Annotated in this window: 18 protein-coding genes; 7 read left to right on the top strand and 11 right to left on the bottom strand. The window is 32.0% G+C overall.

Features of this window, described 5'->3' with window-relative positions; translation table 11 throughout:
• The first annotated feature begins 117 nt into the window (after nucleotides 1-117).
• Nucleotides 118-963 carry a hydroxymethylglutaryl-CoA lyase gene (locus tag QM746_RS02925; RefSeq protein ID WP_414982845.1) on the top strand — a complete coding sequence of 282 codons (846 nt, stop codon included), beginning with the start codon at nucleotides 118-120 and terminating at the stop codon, nucleotides 961-963.
• Between the two features lie 113 nt (nucleotides 964-1,076).
• Nucleotides 1,077-1,976: a sulfurtransferase gene (locus tag QM746_RS02930; protein ID WP_414982846.1), complete on the top strand. Its 900-nt coding sequence runs from the start codon at nucleotides 1,077-1,079 to the stop codon at nucleotides 1,974-1,976.
• Here QM746_RS02930 and QM746_RS02935 read toward each other — a convergent pair.
• From QM746_RS02935 to QM746_RS02970, 8 genes are all read right to left on the bottom strand, one after another.
• Nucleotides 1,973-2,893 (bottom strand): hypothetical protein, encoded by a 921-nt coding sequence (locus QM746_RS02935; RefSeq protein WP_414982847.1) that lies wholly within the window; start codon nucleotides 2,891-2,893, stop codon nucleotides 1,973-1,975. The two genes, QM746_RS02930 and QM746_RS02935, sit on opposite strands and share 4 nt — an antisense overlap.
• A gap of 426 nt (nucleotides 2,894-3,319) precedes the next feature.
• Complete coding sequence (locus QM746_RS02940) at nucleotides 3,320-3,649, bottom strand: SUF system Fe-S cluster assembly protein (protein ID WP_374363585.1); 330 nt, start codon at nucleotides 3,647-3,649, stop codon at nucleotides 3,320-3,322.
• Nucleotides 3,650-3,691: 42 nt separating this feature from the next.
• The gene (locus tag QM746_RS02945) at nucleotides 3,692-4,390 is read right to left on the bottom strand and encodes a 3'-5' exonuclease (protein WP_414982848.1); all 699 of its coding nucleotides are present in this window, start codon (nucleotides 4,388-4,390) and stop codon (nucleotides 3,692-3,694) included.
• Between the two features lie 52 nt (nucleotides 4,391-4,442).
• Nucleotides 4,443-5,735 (bottom strand): Fe-S cluster assembly protein SufD, encoded by a 1,293-nt coding sequence (sufD, locus tag QM746_RS02950; protein ID WP_414982849.1) that lies wholly within the window; start codon nucleotides 5,733-5,735, stop codon nucleotides 4,443-4,445.
• 27 nt (nucleotides 5,736-5,762) lie between these two features.
• Nucleotides 5,763-6,506, bottom strand: a complete 744-nt coding sequence (gene sufC, locus QM746_RS02955) for a Fe-S cluster assembly ATPase SufC (protein WP_414982850.1) — start codon at nucleotides 6,504-6,506, stop codon at nucleotides 5,763-5,765.
• On the bottom strand, nucleotides 6,490-6,885 hold the full coding sequence (locus QM746_RS02960) for a PLDc N-terminal domain-containing protein (RefSeq protein ID WP_414982851.1): 396 nt from the start codon (nucleotides 6,883-6,885) through the stop codon (nucleotides 6,490-6,492). Before QM746_RS02960 ends, sufC begins: the two co-directional genes overlap by 17 nt.
• A gap of 22 nt (nucleotides 6,886-6,907) precedes the next feature.
• Nucleotides 6,908-8,356, bottom strand: coding sequence for a Fe-S cluster assembly protein SufB (gene sufB / locus QM746_RS02965; RefSeq protein WP_414982852.1), 1,449 nt, complete (start codon nucleotides 8,354-8,356; stop codon nucleotides 6,908-6,910).
• Nucleotides 8,357-8,361: 5 nt separating this feature from the next.
• Complete coding sequence (locus QM746_RS02970; protein WP_374362756.1) at nucleotides 8,362-8,691, bottom strand: HesB/IscA family protein; 330 nt, start codon at nucleotides 8,689-8,691, stop codon at nucleotides 8,362-8,364.
• A 213-nt stretch (nucleotides 8,692-8,904) separates the two neighbouring features.
• On the opposite strand from QM746_RS02970, the gene QM746_RS02975 reads away from it, so the two are divergent.
• The 3 genes from QM746_RS02975 to QM746_RS02985 all read left to right on the top strand — a co-directional run bounded on the left by QM746_RS02975 (nucleotide 8,905) and on the right by QM746_RS02985 (nucleotide 12,899).
• Nucleotides 8,905-9,759 (top strand): GLPGLI family protein, encoded by an 855-nt coding sequence (locus QM746_RS02975; protein ID WP_414982853.1) that lies wholly within the window; start codon nucleotides 8,905-8,907, stop codon nucleotides 9,757-9,759.
• Between the two features lie 61 nt (nucleotides 9,760-9,820).
• Nucleotides 9,821-10,150: a hypothetical protein gene (locus QM746_RS02980; protein ID WP_414982854.1), complete on the top strand. Its 330-nt coding sequence runs from the start codon at nucleotides 9,821-9,823 to the stop codon at nucleotides 10,148-10,150.
• Nucleotides 10,151-10,226: 76 nt separating this feature from the next.
• The gene (locus QM746_RS02985; protein ID WP_414982855.1) at nucleotides 10,227-12,899 is read left to right on the top strand and encodes a TonB-dependent receptor domain-containing protein; all 2,673 of its coding nucleotides are present in this window, start codon (nucleotides 10,227-10,229) and stop codon (nucleotides 12,897-12,899) included.
• Nucleotides 12,900-12,957: 58 nt separating this feature from the next.
• On the opposite strand, the gene msrB is transcribed toward QM746_RS02985, so the two are convergent.
• Nucleotides 12,958-13,467: a peptide-methionine (R)-S-oxide reductase MsrB gene (gene msrB / locus QM746_RS02990; RefSeq protein WP_414982856.1), complete on the bottom strand. Its 510-nt coding sequence runs from the start codon at nucleotides 13,465-13,467 to the stop codon at nucleotides 12,958-12,960.
• A 95-nt stretch (nucleotides 13,468-13,562) separates the two neighbouring features.
• Between msrB and QM746_RS02995 the strand changes: the two genes are divergently transcribed.
• Nucleotides 13,563-14,807 carry a DUF445 domain-containing protein gene (locus QM746_RS02995; RefSeq protein ID WP_414982857.1) on the top strand — a complete coding sequence of 415 codons (1,245 nt, stop codon included), beginning with the start codon at nucleotides 13,563-13,565 and terminating at the stop codon, nucleotides 14,805-14,807.
• 35 nt (nucleotides 14,808-14,842) lie between these two features.
• Nucleotides 14,843-15,160 carry a hypothetical protein gene (locus tag QM746_RS03000; RefSeq protein WP_414982858.1) on the top strand — a complete coding sequence of 106 codons (318 nt, stop codon included), beginning with the start codon at nucleotides 14,843-14,845 and terminating at the stop codon, nucleotides 15,158-15,160.
• On the opposite strand, the gene QM746_RS03005 is transcribed toward QM746_RS03000, so the two are convergent.
• Both QM746_RS03005 and QM746_RS03010 read right to left on the bottom strand, forming a co-directional pair.
• A complete protein-coding gene (locus QM746_RS03005; protein WP_414982859.1) occupies nucleotides 15,154-15,288 on the bottom strand; it encodes a hypothetical protein in 135 nt (44 codons plus the stop codon). The two genes, QM746_RS03000 and QM746_RS03005, sit on opposite strands and share 7 nt — an antisense overlap.
• A gap of 95 nt (nucleotides 15,289-15,383) precedes the next feature.
• The gene (locus QM746_RS03010) at nucleotides 15,384-16,403 is read right to left on the bottom strand and encodes a quinone-dependent dihydroorotate dehydrogenase (RefSeq protein ID WP_414982860.1); all 1,020 of its coding nucleotides are present in this window, start codon (nucleotides 16,401-16,403) and stop codon (nucleotides 15,384-15,386) included.
• Nucleotides 16,404-16,464 lie beyond the last annotated feature (61 nt).

Consider the following 16,464-nt stretch of genomic DNA (forward strand, 5'->3'; position numbering starts at 1 on the left):
AAGTAACATTTTTTGTTGGATGTTAAGTGCAAAGAGAAGGATGTTTTTTAATAAATGAATTTCTTAATCCCCAAAAAATCGTATTTTTAGCCAAGAAATAAAATTTAAAAAATAGAAATGTTTTTAACCGAATGCCCAAGAGATGCAATGCAAGGATGGGGAGAATTTATCCCCACTTCGCAGAAGATAGATTACATTAATGCTTTGATGGAGGTAGGTTTTGATATGCTAGACTGTGGAAGTTTTGTTTCACCAAAAGCTATTCCGCAAATGGCTGATACAAAAGAAGTAATCTCAGAAATCAATAAAAAGAACAATACTAAAATTTCTGTAATTGTAGCCAATCTTTCTGGTGCAGAGCAAGCGTTGAAACAAGATAAAATAGATGTTTTAGGGTTTCCTTTTTCTATTTCGGAGACGTTTCAGTATAGAAATACCAATAAAAATCAGGAAGAAGCTTTTGAAGAAGTGGTGAGAATTTTAAAAATTTCTAAAGCAGAAAATCGTGAACTAAACCTCTATTTTTCGATGGCTTTTGGCAATCCTTATGGAGAAATGTGGAAATGGCAAGATGTAGAATTTTGGGCAAAAAGATTTTCGGAAATTGGGATTAAAAATATATTACTTTCTGACACAACTGGAGTTGCCGATGTAGAAAAAATACATTTGCTTTTTGAGAAAATTCCAGAAAAATTTCCTCAAATTAATTTTGGTGCACATTTTCATAACAGATATGAGGATAGTTACAAAAAACTGAAAGCTGCTTATGACAAAGGTTGTAGAAGATTTGATTCTGCAATTAAAGGTTTGGGCGGTTGTCCAATGGCTAAAGATGAATTGGTGGGGAATATGCCTACCGAAAAAGTTATTAATTTTTTGCAGACAGAAAAGATAGAACATCGCTTAAATCTTCTTAACTTTGAAGTTGCATGGAACAGAGCAAAAGATATTTTTAAGTTTTAATTTACACAGATAAACATTTCGATTTGCGAAGCATTTAAGTGCTTTTGCTGAGTGAAACGACTTAAAATTTACAGAAATAAATAAAAACCTTTGCGTTTTAAAAATCACACACAATGAAACCAATTATCACCGCAACCGAACTTTCAGAAATATTCAATCAAGAAAATTTAATAATTCTTGATGCTAGAGTTGGGAAAAATGCAAGAGAAAATTACTTACAAAACCATATAAAAGGAGCTTTATTTATAAATCTTGATGAAGATTTAGCAGACATTGGAGAAAATGCTGCTTTCGGTGGAAGACATCCTTTGCCAAAAGTTTCAAAATTTGCTGAGGTTTTACAAAATTTAGGAATTTCAGAAGATTCTCACGTTGTAATTTATGATTTAGCCAACGGAGGAAATGCCGCAGCACGTTGTTGGTGGATGTTGAGAGCGTTTGGTTTAGAAAAAGTTCAGGTTTTGAGTGGCGGTTTTCAAAAGGCAGAAAAATTTGGAATTGCTACCAATTCTGGAGAAGAATATTCAATAAAGACGGAGATAAATGCGCCTGAAAATTGGCTTTTAAAAACGTCAACTTTAGAAGAGGTGGAGAAAGAAATTGCGGAGAATTCTGCAACTGTAATTGATGTAAGAGACGCTTATCGTTATCGTGGAGAAAGTGAACCAATAGATTTGGTTGCTGGTCATATTCCTGGTGCTATTAATATTCCTTTTTCTGAAAATTTAGATGAAAATGGCGAGTTTCTGTCTCCTGAAATTTTAAAAGAAAAATATCAAAAAATATTAGCAGATGTTTCGACTCCGCTCAACATGACAAAAAAACTCATTATTCATTGTGGTTCTGGAGTTACGGCTTGTCATACCATTTTGGCTTTAGATTACGCAGGTTTCGTCACATTGAGCACAGACAGAAAGTCTGCGGACGAAGTCCTCGAAGTGCCGAATTTATATGTTGGCTCTTGGAGCGAATGGAGCCGAAGAGAAGGAAAAGAAATAGCGACAGAAATTTAGCGTTCATTTATAAATATTGGATGAATTGATTTTCCAAATTTTTCTAATGAAACACTTACTTGTTTATTGCTTAATTCTTTTGCTTCTTCTGTGTAAAAAAAAGGAGTTTTTTTCTTTTTTAGAGTTTTAAGTTCAGACAAAGTGATTTCCTTAAGCAATTTTTTTTGGGCAAAGCCGTTTCCGCCTTTTAAAAAAAGTAAATGGTCATAACTACTAGAAACTAGAACTACAGAATTTTTAGGGAGTTTTTCAATTTTATCTAAAAGAATGGCTGAGTTTTTTAGTTGCTGATTTTCCATTTTTTCATTACTAAAAACTATTCCTAAAATATCAAACTTTTGTGCTGTTAAAAGAAGAAAAAAAGGTGAAATAAACATAGAAATTAAATATAATTTCATAGATTGTTTTGATAGAAAGTTAGAGAAGATTATAAAAAGGAAAGGCACGGAAGGTGTAAGGTATCCTGCTTCTAATGGAAATTTAATAAAAAACAATAGATTGATAAAGACCATGATTGCTGAAAAAAACATAAAATTATCTTTATCAATTCTAAAGTAATTAATTGTAATTATTTTTCTATCTATCCAAAATTGTTTTATCGAAAAAAGAAATAAAGACAAACAGCCAATAAAACCAAAAATGTATAATGTAGAAAAACTTATTATTTGTTTTAGTGAAATTTCATCTGCACCATAATGATATAAAAATTTGCCATCATATCTAATAATTACAGGAGAAAAAAATAGTAAAGAAAAAAAAGTAGCGCTTAAAAAAAATCTAGTAGTGTAAATTATTCTTTTTTCTTGAAATTCAGTGTAAATGAAATATAAAAATGGAAGGAAAAAGATAATGTTATTGAATCTTGTGCTTATAATTAATCCAAAAAAAATTGAGGCTGTTATTATTTTTTCTTTCATCAAATAATAAGTGCATGCTAGTATAAAGAATAAAGACCAATTATAGTCCATTGCAATTGTACTATTAATAAAAATAAGTGGCACGAAAGAAAAAGCCAAAGAAATTAGAAATGATTGCTTATTCTTTTTTAACAGAAGTATTTCATAGAAAAAAATTGCACTTCCAATAGTAAATAGTACAGAAAAAGAATTAATAAGCCAATAAGGAAATTTATAGATTAATGAAAATAAAAACTCTGAAAAAGGATAGCCTGGAAATCTAGAAACATTATAAATATGCTGTTCTCTAATCATTTTACCTGAAAAAGCTTCTCTCCAAATATCATAGTCACAGCCAATGCTATTAAATATAAAAGGAAGTCTGGATAAAGTAATTATAATTACTAATGTCCAGACTTCTTTAATCTTGTTTTTTAACATATTGTGTTAGAATAAAATTCCTAATTCAAATTTTGCTTCTTCACTCATCATATCTTTGTTCCAACTAGGCTCGAAAGTGAGTTCTAAATCTACAGATTTTACGTTTTCTACAGCCGCTACTTTTTCTTTTACTTCTTGTGGAAGAGATTCTGCAACAGGACAATTGGGCGTTGTTAAAGTCATTACAACTTTTACGTCACCATCCTCAGAAATTTGCACATCATACACCAAACCTAATTCATAAATATCTACCGGAATTTCGGGGTCGAAAACCGTTTTCAAAGCTTTTATAATGTTTTCTCCTATTGTTGCTATTTGTTCGTCTGTATATTTCATAATTAATTTAAAAGTAAAAATTCAAAATTTAAATTTTGAAAATCAGTCTTCTCGTCTTTTTAATAAATCTTCTTGTCTCAATCTGCGAAAGACATTTGCCAAAGTTAGCACATCTTTTTCGCAATATTTTACAATTCTAGGCAAGTCTTTTTCTATATAATAAATAGACGAGACCATAGAACCATCTATATCATCTTTTGGAGTAGGAACACCAAAAAGATGCGCCATTAATTCTAAAGAAATAAAGCTTTTCCAATCGCCAAATTTCCACAATTCCATTGTGTCGATATGTGGAATTTCCCAAGGTTTTTTCCCAAACATTTGGAACGGAACTGGCGGTTGCATCCCGTTGATGAGAAATCTTCTGGCAATCCAAGGAAAATCAAATTCTTTTCCGTTGTGAGCGCACAAAATTACGTTTTGCAATTTCGGGCGATTAAAAATTTCTCCAAATTCTTTTAATAATTCCTCTTCATTATCTCCAGCAAAACTTCTGATGAGAAGTTTTTCGTTTTTATCATAAATCCCAATAGAAATGCAGATAATTTTACCAAATTCTGCCATTATACCAGCTCTTTCTCCGTAGAAATCTTCGGCGGAAACGTCTTCGTTTCTTTGTTTTACCGTTTTTTTGTCCCAAAGTTTTTGCTCTGTTTCAGAAAGTTCTGCAAAATTTCCAACTTGCGGAACGGTTTCTATATCCAGAAAAAGCACTTTCTCTATTGGTATGTTTTTAATCATTTTTGGTTAGTTTTAGTTTTTAGTTATTTGAGAAAATTATGAAAAATAAATTCTAATCTAAATCTTCAAATTCAATATTTACCTCTAATTTCTCTGCCAAAAGTTTAGAAATTTTAACCTTTAATGGTTCAATATCAATATTTTGCATTGCATCATTAGCGAAAGCATACAATAACAACGCTTGCGCTTCTTTTTTAGAAATTCCTCTTGCTCTCAGATAGAAAAGTGCATCTTCATTTAACTGACCAACGGTGCAACCGTGCGAACATTTTACATCATCTGCAAAAATTTCTAATTGAGGTTTGGTGTCAATTGTTGCTCCTTCGTCTAGTAAAATATTGTTGTTTTGTTGATATGCATTGGTTTTTTGAGCAATTTTATCTACAAAAACTTTCCCGTTGAAAACACCGTGAGCTTTGTCTTTATAAACGCCTTTGTAATTTTGATACGATTCACAATTCGGTTGCTTGTGATGAACTGCAGTGTGATGATCTACCAACTGTTCGCCTCCAATAATGGTAATTCCGTTCATAAAAGAGTTGATATTTTCTCCGTTATGAATAAAATCTAAATTATTTCTCACCAATTTTCCTCCAAAACTGAAAGTGTTAACCGTTGCCAAAGAATCTCTTTCTTGTTTAGCAAAAGTATGGTCTACCAAGTAAGAAGTTTCACTATCATTTTGCAATTTGTGCCAATCTGCTTTTGCGTTTTTACCTGCAAAAATTTCTGTAACAGAATTAGTAAACACAAAATTATCGTCAAAATTATGATGAGATTCTATCACTTCTACACTTGCGCTTTCTTCTACTACCAATAAATTTCTGGTATTATAGAAAGTGTTTTCATCTTGATTTTGAGAAATATAAAATACATGAATTGGTTTTTCTATCACCACATTTTTGGGAACATGAAGGAAAAATCCGTTTTCGTGAAGTGCTTCATTCAAATTACAAAAAGCCAATTCTTTATTCGCAATCGTGTTGAAATGATTTTTAATCACGTCCGAATAAGAAGGATGAGAAAGTGCGAAATTTAAAGTCAAAAATTCTGCATTTTCTACAGAAATATTGGATAATTCTTTGTGCAATTTCCCATTTATAAAAACAATAAAATCAAAATGTTCTTCGCCAAGGTGAAGTTCTTCTAATTGTTTTTTTGTGATAGAATGATGCTCTGAAGGAGAAAAATTATAGTCTTTTTCTGTAATTTCCTTCAGGTTAGTATATTTGTATTCTTCGTCTTTTTTGGTAGGAAAACCTGCGCTCAAGAATTTTTCTAGAGCAATTAATTTCTCACCAGAAAGTGAAGTTTTTTTAAGTTCAATTTGTTCGAATAAACTCATTTTTAATTTTCAATTTTCAACTTTTCATTATTTAACGAGCCAATCGTATCCTTTTTCTTCTAGCTCAAGAGCCAAAGATTTATCGCCAGTTTTGATGATTTTTCCGTCTGCTAATACGTGTACAAAATCTGGTTGAATATAATTTAAAAGTCTTTGATAGTGGGTAATTAGAAGCACTGCATTTCCTTCATTTTTAAAATGATTAACACCATCTGCTACAATTCTAAGGGCATCAATATCAAGTCCAGAATCTGTTTCATCTAGAATTGCCAATTTCGGATTTAGCATCATCATTTGGAAGATTTCGTTACGTTTCTTTTCTCCACCAGAAAAACCTTCATTCAAAGAACGAGCAAGAAAATCTTTTTTAATGCCCAAAAGTTCAGACTTTTCACGAATTTCTGCCAACATTTCTTTAGCTGGCATATCTTCTAAACCATTTGCTTTTCTGGTTTCGTTAAGCGCAGCTTTAATAAAATTGGTCACCGTAACTCCCGGAATTTCCACTGGATATTGGAAAGAAAGGAAAATACCTTTGTGCGCTCTTTCTTCTGGAGCATCTTCTAGAATACTTTCTCCTTCAAAAAGTATTTCACCATCTGTTACTTCGTAATCTTCTTTTCCTGCAATTACAGAAGAAAGTGTAGATTTTCCTGCACCATTTGGTCCCATAATGGCGTGAACTTCACCTGGTTTTATTTCTAAATTTATTCCTTTCAGAATTTCTACGCCATCTTCTATTTTGGCGTGTAAATTATTGATTGATAGCATTATCTTGTATTGTATTATTCTTTTTATCTGGTAATATTTCTAAAAAAAAGTAAATAATTCCTCCAATTCCTTGTGCAAAAAGAAGAATTAAAACCCACATTAAAATTTTATTATTGGTATCATTTTTATTGGATTTTACCAAGTGAATGATGTCAAAAATCAAAGTAGCAAATCCTGCTAAAATGGTAATTGCCAAAATAATAAATATGGAAGCAAATCCTGCAAAGAATTCTACTGGTGGTTCTCCGTTATGCTTTTCCATTTCTGGAATTGTCGTAAGAAAGAATCCAAAAAAAGCAACCATATATAGAAAAATTCCTATAATTGGTGCGAAATGTAAAATTCCAACAAATGTTTTTTGAGTTTTGGTTAAATTCATAGTTTTATTTTTAATTGGTTGATTATCCTACGCTTCCCTCCAAAGAAATTTCTAATAATTTCTGAGCTTCAATAGCAAATTCCATTGGGAGTTTATTGAGAACTTCTTTGCTGAATCCATTTACAATCAGCGCAATAGCTCTTTCGGTGTCAATTCCTCTTTGGTTACAATAGAAAATTTGGTCTTCTCCAATTTTAGAAGTCGTAGCTTCGTGTTCCAATTGTGCCGAAGGGTCTTTTATTTCGATATAAGGGAAAGTGTGTGCTCCACATTCATTTCCCATCAAAAGAGAATCACATTGTGAAAAGTTTCTTGCTCCTTTTGCACTTGGCATCACTTTTACCAAACCTCTGTAAGAATTATTAGATTTTCCCGCAGAAATTCCTTTAGAAATAATAGTTGATTTGGTGTTTTTACCAATGTGAATCATCTTGGTTCCTGTATCTGCATATTGAAAATTATTGGTAACCGCGATAGAGTAAAATTCTCCTACAGCGTTATCACCTTTCAAAATACAAGAAGGATATTTCCAAGTTACGGCAGAACCGGTTTCTACTTGAGTCCAAGAAATTTTTGCATTTTTCTCACAAAGACCTCTTTTCGTTACAAAGTTGAAAACTCCACCTTTTCCGTTTTCGTCACCTGGAAACCAGTTTTGTACGGTAGAATATTTAATTTCCGCATCGTCTAGCGCAATTAATTCTACAACAGCCGCATGCAATTGGTTTTCGTCTCTTGCAGGAGCGGTACAACCTTCTAGATAAGAAACGTAACTTCCTTCGTCCGCAATTACGAGAGTTCTCTCGAATTGTCCTGTTCCAGCTTGATTAATTCTGAAATAAGTAGAAAGTTCCATCGGACATTTTATACCTTTCGGAATGTAGCAAAAACTTCCGTCTGAAAACACCGCAGAATTTAATGCAGCATAGAAATTATCGCCTCTAGGAACAACTTTTCCTATATATTTTTGAACTAAATCCGGATGATTTTTAATCGCTTCAGAAATCGAGCAGAAAATAATTCCTTTTTCTTTCAACGTTTCTTGGAAAGTGGTTTTTACTGAAACCGAATCCATTACAATATCCACCGCAACACCAGCCAAACGTTTTTGCTCTTCTATATTGATTCCTAATTTTGCAAAAGTTTTCAATAATTCTGGGTCTACTTCGTCTAGGCTTGTAAGTTCTGGTTTTTTCTTTGGCGCAGCATAATATCTTATGGCTTGGAAATCAGGCTTTTCATATTTAATATTTGCCCAATTAGGCTCTTCCATTTTTTGCCAAATACGGAAAGATTCTAAACGCCAATCTGTCATCCAACTTGGTTCTTCTTTTTTAGCAGAAATCATTTTTACGATTTCTTCGTTTAAACCAATAGGAAAATCTTCATACTCTATATCAGTATAAAATCCGGCCTCGTATTCTTTCGTTTTGAGGTCTTCGCGTAAGTCGTCTTCTGTATATTTTGCCATAATTTTTATAAACTAAAAGATTCTCCACAGCCGCAAGTTCTTGCAGCATTTGGATTATTAAAAACAAATCCTTTTCCATTCAAACCACCAGAATATTCTAAAGTGGTTCCTACAAGGTATAAGAAAGATTTTTTATCTACAATAATCTTTACACCGTTGTCTTCAAAAACTTGATCTGCTTCTGTTTTTTCTTTATCAAATCTTAAAACATACTCAAGTCCAGAGCAGCCACCACTTTTCACACCAACTCTTATGTAGTCGGTTTCTGGGTTGTAGCCATCTTCTGTCATTAATTGAGATGCTTTTTCTCTTGCTAAGTCTGTTACTTTAATCATTATTTTTATTTAGAATGATTTTGGATTGCAAATTTACGAACTATTAATTTCAAAAAAAAATTGAAGATGTCTATTACACTCATTTTAAAATTACCATTTCCTTATAAATAATTCGTAACTGCAAAATGTATATAAATCTACAAAAAAAATAATTTATTGGAAATTACGTTTTAACTTTGTTCTAAATTTCAAATCAAAGAAAAAAATATTAAGATGAAATATCCCTTTAAAATAGCGATTGCTATTGTTTTTATGACTCAGTTTTTATCTGCTCAAACTTCTCGTTTTGTATATCAGGTTACCATGAAATCTGACTCTACAGACAAAACAAATATTACCACAGAAAACGTTATATTAGATATATCTCCAGAAAAATCAATATTTTATAGTGAAGGTAGAGTGAAAAGAGATTCTATCATGCAGAGAATGCGAGAAACAAGAAGCATGGATAGAAGTGCCATGCAAAACCTGCGTTCTAGCATTGATTATATTGTCGAAAAAGATTTAGTAAAAAATATTACTTATTTCAAAACAAGATTAGGAAGAGACCAATATATATATGAAGAAGACAGAAAAATAGATTGGAAAATCTTACCAGAAACTGTAAAAATTGGCGAATATGAAGCTCAGAAAGCGGAAACTACTTTTGCCGGAAGAAAATGGTACGCTTGGTTTACTCAAGATATTCCTTTTCAAGATGGCCCGTATAAATTTAAAGGTTTACCGGGATTAATTGTAAAAGTGGAAGATGCTAATGAAGATTATTCTTTTGATTTACAGCAATCTAAAAAAATATCTGAGTTCCCAAATTTTGATAACAGAGGCGGAAATCCTATTAAAGTAAAAAGAACAGACTTCGAAAAACAAGAAAAGCAATACAGAAAAGACCCTGTAAGTTTTGTAACCAATTCTTTTTCTCAGGGTATGCCAGCTCCGCCACAAAGTATGGGAGGTGGAAATAGAGGAGGCGGTGGTTTCCGTGCAGATCCAGATTTTAGAAAACAAATGGAAGAGAGATTGCGAGACGAAGTTGCTAAAAATAACAATCCCATAGAGTTGTCTAAATAAAATTTTATACCTTTGCCTAATAATGGCAAAAAAAATTCAAATATTAACATTGATATTTTGTTTGGGAATCTTCATTTTTCCTAAACAAAATATTTCTGTTGATTCTGAAAAACAAGATTGCTGCAAAACAGAAAAAACGTGTTGTGACAAGGAAAAGTCTGAAAAAAAATCTTGTCATAATGATAAAAAAGACGATAAAAAGTCATGTAAAGGAAACTGTAGCAACTGCCATTCTTGTTGTTCTACGCTTGTTTTTAATCTAGAAAATAAAAACATTTTAGATTTTGATGAAAATCAAAATTTTTACACTAAAAAAGTAGAAAATCTCTACTTACAACCTCATTTTTCATCTCTTTTTGTTTCTATTTGGCAGCCGCCCAAAATAGGTTAATATAATTTTGATAGCCAGAAGTGTGTCTATACACTTCATAATGAAATTTTAAAAATTATAATTTAACTTATTAAAAATGAAACTCATATATAAAGTATTGCTTTTTTCGGCAATATTACTTTCATCTATAACATTTGCACAAGAAATTCATACCGAAACCAAAGTAAACGGAGCTTGTGGAATGTGTAAAGACAGAATTGAAAACACCTCTAAAAAGGCGGGCGCTTCTAAAGCAGAATGGGACGCTGAAACTCTCACTTTAAAGTTAGAATTCGACCAAAGTAAAACTTCTTTAGATAAAATTTTGAAGAAAATAGCAGAAGTTGGTCATGATAACGAAAAGTATAAAACAACTCAAGAGGTTTACGATAAACTTCCTGGTTGTTGCCATTATGATAGAACGGTAACTTTTGATAAAAAAGAAGAAAAAACAATTCCTCAAAATATTCACACAGAAGCTAAAGTAAATGGCGCTTGTGGACAGTGCAAAGATAGAATTGAAAAAGCTTCAAAAGAAGCAGGCGCTTCTATGGCAGATTGGGATGCTGATACAATGATTCTTAAATTAGAATTTAACAATACAAAAACTTCTTTAGACCAAATTTTGAAGAAAATTGCAGAAGTTGGTCATGACAACGAAAAATACAAAACTACTCAAGAGGTTTACGACAAACTTCCCGGATGTTGCCATTATGATAGAACGGTAACTTTTGATAAAAAAGAAGAAAAAAGTGCTTCTGAAGAGATGAAAATGGATATGAATTCTATGAAAAAAGAAGAACATAACCATTCTGAAATGATAGATAAAGCCATACAAGAAGTTAAATTAACCAAAGTGCAAGATGCAACGGCTCTTAGCGGAAAATCTGCAGATTTAACATTTAATATTGGTAAAAAAGAACTTTTGAAAGCGGCTTGTTGTAATTTATCCGAAAGCTTTGAAACCAATGCAACGGTTGACGTAAGTTTTTCTAACGCAGTTACAGGTACTAAACAATTAAAAATGTTGGGTTTAGACCAAAAATATACGGCGCTTACCAAAGAACTTTTGCCAGAAATAAGAGGTTTAGCTTCGGCTTACGGACTTAATTTTATTCCCGGAAGATGGATTTCGGGAATTCAATTAACCAAAGGTGGAAGTACGGTTGTAAATGGTTTTGAAAGCATTACCGGACAAATTAATACGGAATTTGTAAAATTCAATAAAAAACCAGAAAATACGCTCAACCTTTTTGCAGATTTTAATGGAAGATACGAAGCTAATGTAACTTCTACTTCTTCACTTTCAGACCATTGGAGCAATAGTATTTTGCTTCACGGCAATGCAACGGTTGGAGAAATGGATAGTAATGATGATTCTTTTTTGGATAGACCAAAAGGAAATCAAATAAATGCAGCTTATTTGTTGGATTACAATGATTTAGAACACTCTGGTTTCGGTTCGCATTTCGGGATTCAATATTTGGTAGATAAAAGAATTGCTGGTCAAGTTGGGTTTGATGACAAACTTCCACAATCTTCTCAAAACAAATATGGCGTAAATATAGACATCAATCGTTTTCAGGTTTGGAATAAAACGGGCTATGTTTTCAAAGGAAAACCTTATCAAAGTATTGGTTTGATGAATCAATTTACGTATCATAAACAAAACAGTTTTTTTGGATATAGAAATTATTTTGGAGAACAAAAAACGTATTATTCTAACTTAATTTTCGAAAGCATTATTGGAAATACAAACAATAAATACAAAGTTGGCGGAAGTTTTTTGTATGACGATTACAACGAAGATTATTTAACTCAAAACTACAAAAGAACAGAAAAAGTTCCCGGAATTTTTGCAGAATATACTTTAACAGGAACAAAATTCACTTTGGTTGCTGGTGCAAGAACAGATTTTCACAATTTAGCAGGAACTCAATTTTCGCCGAGAATTAATTTCAAATACGATTTTTCTCCGAAAACTATTGTAAGACTTTCTGCTGGGAAAGGTTTCAGGACAGCGAATGTTTTTGCCGAAAGCCAACAATTTTTTGCTTCAAACAGAACTTTAGAAATTATTGATAATCAAGGAAAAATATACGGTTTGAAACCAGAAATTGCTTGGAATTATGGGATAAGCCTTCAACAAGAATTTAAACTTTTTGGGAGAAAAGCAACTTGGGTGACTGATTTTTTCAGAACAGATTTTCAGAACCAAGTTTTGGCAGATTTAGAAAATCCTCAGAAAATTGTTTTTTATAATCTCGACGGAAAATCTTTTGCCAATTCTCTTCAAACGCAGTTAGATTTTAGTCCTGCAAAAAATCTGGATTTGAGATTGGCTTACAAATATTATGATGTGGAAGCAGATTATCAAAGCGGAAGAAAAGAAGTGCCTTTTATGGCAAAAAACAGAGGTTTTTTTAATGCAGCATATTCTACAAAAAAAGAAGGAAAAGATAATTTTTGGACTTTCGATACAACGTTGCAATTTGTTGGAAAACAGAGAATTCCTTACACACAATCTAATCCTCAAAACTTGCAATTGCCAGAATTTTCAGATTCTTATATGACGCTTAATGCACAAGTTGCTTATCAATTTAATAAACATATTCGAGCATACTTTGGTGGTGAAAATCTAACTGGTTATCAACAAACTAATGCAATTTTGGATGCTCAAAATCCATTCGGAAATTATTTTGACGGAGGAATGGTTTATGCGCCAATTATGCCTGCCAATTTATATGTTGGATTAGACGTTAATTTTTAATTTTTTTGCCACAAATACACGAATTATAAAAAATATTTGTGCATTTGTGGTAAATAATTTACTTATCTCTCTCGAAATCAAGACTTACAGAATTCATGCAAAAACGAACGCCTGTTGGAGCTGGTCCATCATTGAAAACGTGTCCAAGGTGAGAATCGCAACGTTTGCAAAGTACTTCTATGCGTTCCATGCCGTGTGAAGAATCTCTTTTGTAAGAAACTCCATCTTTGTCGGCTTCAAAAAAACTTGGCCAACCGCAAGTGGAAGCAAATTTAGACGAACTTCTGAATAAATGATTGCCACAAACGGCACAATAATATTCTCCAATTTCATCAAAATCGTTGTATTTTCCTGTGAAAGGTCTTTCTGTATCTGCTTCTCTGGCAACGTAGTATAAATCTGTTGGTAAGATTTTTTTCCATTCGGTGTTAGATACATTTAATTTGGTTTTATCCGTTCTAGAATAGTATGGATTGTTTTTTGCTGTGTTTTCCATAGATTTTGGTTTTTGTGTCTGAGAACAAAATTGCAAAGAAATTAAACTTAATATAAAGATAAAATTTTTCATCCTGAAATATTGTAAAAATTAATGGTAAAATTAGAAATTAAAGAATTAAGCCATTTTGTATCTTTATGAAAATTTTCAATTCTAATTATTGAAAAATGAACGATAATCTTAAAAAAATACAGTTACGAAACCATAAGTTGTTGGCAACTGGTCTTTTTCTTCTAATGGCGGTTACATTTGTTGTGATGACTATTTTGGAGAAGAAAAATTCTGCACATTGGATTGGTTACATTCGTGCGTTTTCCGAAGCTGCAATGGTTGGCGCTTTGGCAGATTGGTTTGCCGTTACAGCGCTTTTTCATCATCCTTTGGGGTTGAAAATTCCTCATACCAATTTAATTGAAAAATCTAAAGCAAAAATTGGTGATAATTTGGGAAGTTTTGTGGTATCTAACTTCCTTTCGCCTCAAAATATAAGACCTTATATTCTAAAACTTAAAGTTTCGGGTTTTCTGGGAGATTGGCTTCAAAAGGAGAAAAATTCTGAAACTTTGGTCTATAATTTATCCGAAATTATTCTCGATATTGTTAATAAATTAGAAGACGAAGCTGTAGTAAAATTTATTGCTAATAAAGCCAAAGAAATGTCTGATGATTTGAAAATTAATCAAATTTTAGGAAATGGAATTGAATATATTTTACAAAAAAACGACCATCAAAAGTTAATTACCAATCTTTCTTCTCAGATTAAAAACTATGTTTTGGAAAACCACGAAATGGTTCGAGAACGGGTAAAAAAAGAAAGCTACAAGCTGGTTCCAAGTTTTGTAGATGAAAAAATTGCAGAAAAAATTACTTCCGGACTTTCTAGCTATTTTGAAGAAGTGGAAAATGACCAAAACCATTCTCTAAGAAATGAAATAACACAAAAAATTCTAGATTTTTCGAAAGATTTGAAAGTAAATCCGAAGTATGAAGCTGATTTTAACGCTTTGAAAGAAGATTTTCTTCAACCAGAAAAAGTGAAACAATATGCACAAGATATTTGGAATTCTTTGAAAAAAACTTTGATTGATGAATTGAATACTGAACAATCTTCTCTAAAAAATTATGTAAGAAAAAACTTGACAGAATTCTCTGAAAATCTACGAAAAGACGAGAATCTTCAGCACAAAATAGACCATTGGATTAGAGTTACCGCTTATAAATACATTTTGAGAAACACCAACAAATTCGGGGAATTAATTTCTGAAACGGTAGGAAATTGGCAAGGAAAAGAACTGAGTCAAAAACTAGAGTTAGAAGTAGGAAAAGATTTACAATTTATTAGAATTAACGGGACTTTGGTTGGTGGTTTGGTGGGATTAATTATTTATACAATTGCACATTTTTTTATTTAATTTCATTAAATTTGTAAAAACAATAATAACAACCTATGAAAAAACTAATTTTCCTTTTTACAATCTTCATTTTTAATTTTTCTTTCTCTCAAGTAACAATTTCTGGTAATAAATTAATTAAAGACGGAAAGTCTTATAAATTTTCAAAATATCAAGAAGTATTAACCAATTCTGAAGCTCAGGTTCTTTTTAAAAGATCAAGAACTAATCGTACTATTAGTAATGTTTTTGCAGGTTTTGGTGGTGCATTTTTGGGGTATGGTTTAGCAAGAATTGTTTCAACTCCAAGCGAGTATAAAGCAACTTTCTACGGAACAACTACCACTATAAAGAATGATAAAGGAGCTTATTGAGCTTGCGCAGGTGTTGGAGCGGTTCTTGTAGGAATTGGCATTCCATTTGCCGTTTCAGCAAAGAATAATGCAGAAAAAGCAGTTGCTTTAGAAAACGGAGAAGGCGTAGCTTTTAAACCTTTTTTCAAATTTGAAGGTACTGGAACTGGTGTTGCTTTGAGTTACAATTTCTAAAATTATTTTGTAATAAAAAAAAACAGAGCTTTTTGCTCTGCTTTTTTATTTAATTTTCCAAAATCTTCTTATTAATTTGATTTACCAAATCTGGACCTTCATAAATAAATCCTGTATAAATCTGCACCAAACTTGCACCTGCTTCTAATTTTTCTAAAGCATCTTCCGCAGAGTGAATTCCGCCAACGCCAATAATTGGAAACGCTTTTCCACTTTTTTCCGAAAGATATTTTATCATTGCAGTGCTGCGTTCTCTGATGGGTTTGCCGCTCAGTCCGCCATTTCCTATTTTTTCTAAGATTTCTGGCGAAGTCTTTAAACCATCTCTGTTTACCGAAGTGTTAGAAACAATTACACCATCAATTTTGGTCTCAGCAACCAATTCAATAATTTCGTCTAACTGCCCAAGATTAAGGTCTGGAGCTATTTTAAGCAAAATTGGTTTTTGCTTTTCTTTAGAATTATTAATTTTTTGAACCTCTGTAATCAGTTCTTTTAGATATTCTACATCTTCTAATTTTGCATGACTGCTTACATTGGGGCAACTCACATTTAGCGCAAAATAATCTACATAATTGTGCAGCCCATCAAAACATTTTACATAATCTTCGGTATAATTTTCGGGTAAAGTATCTGTGTTTTTCCCGATGTTTCCACCAATAATAATTTTGCCTTTGTTTTGTTTCAGTTTTTCTATGGCAGCTTCTAAACCATCGTTGTTAAAGCCCATTCTGTTGATGATTCCGCCATCTTCTATCAACCTGAACAAACGTTTTTTAGGATTTCCAGATTGTGCTTTTGGAGTTACTGTTCCTATTTCTACAAAACCAAAACCTAAATCTGCTAATTCGTTATAAAGAGCAGCGTTTTTGTCAAAACCAGCGGCCAAACCAACTGGATTTTTGAATTTCAAACCAAAAACTTCACGTTCGAGACGTTTGTCTTCAATAGGTTTAGAAAAAAATATTTTTACGAGTGGAGAGAAATTTTTGAGCATCCAAAATGTAAAGTGATGAACATCTTCAGGATCAAATTTGAAAAGAATAGGACGAATAATCTTTTTATACATGATGGAAATTTTGCTTTTGCAAAGTTACAAAAATCTGAACGATTGTCTTAAAAATTTTGTA

It is taken from the genome of Cloacibacterium sp. (assembly GCF_047601505.1).
In the GTDB taxonomy this organism is placed as follows: Bacteria; Bacteroidota; Bacteroidia; order Flavobacteriales; family Weeksellaceae; genus Cloacibacterium.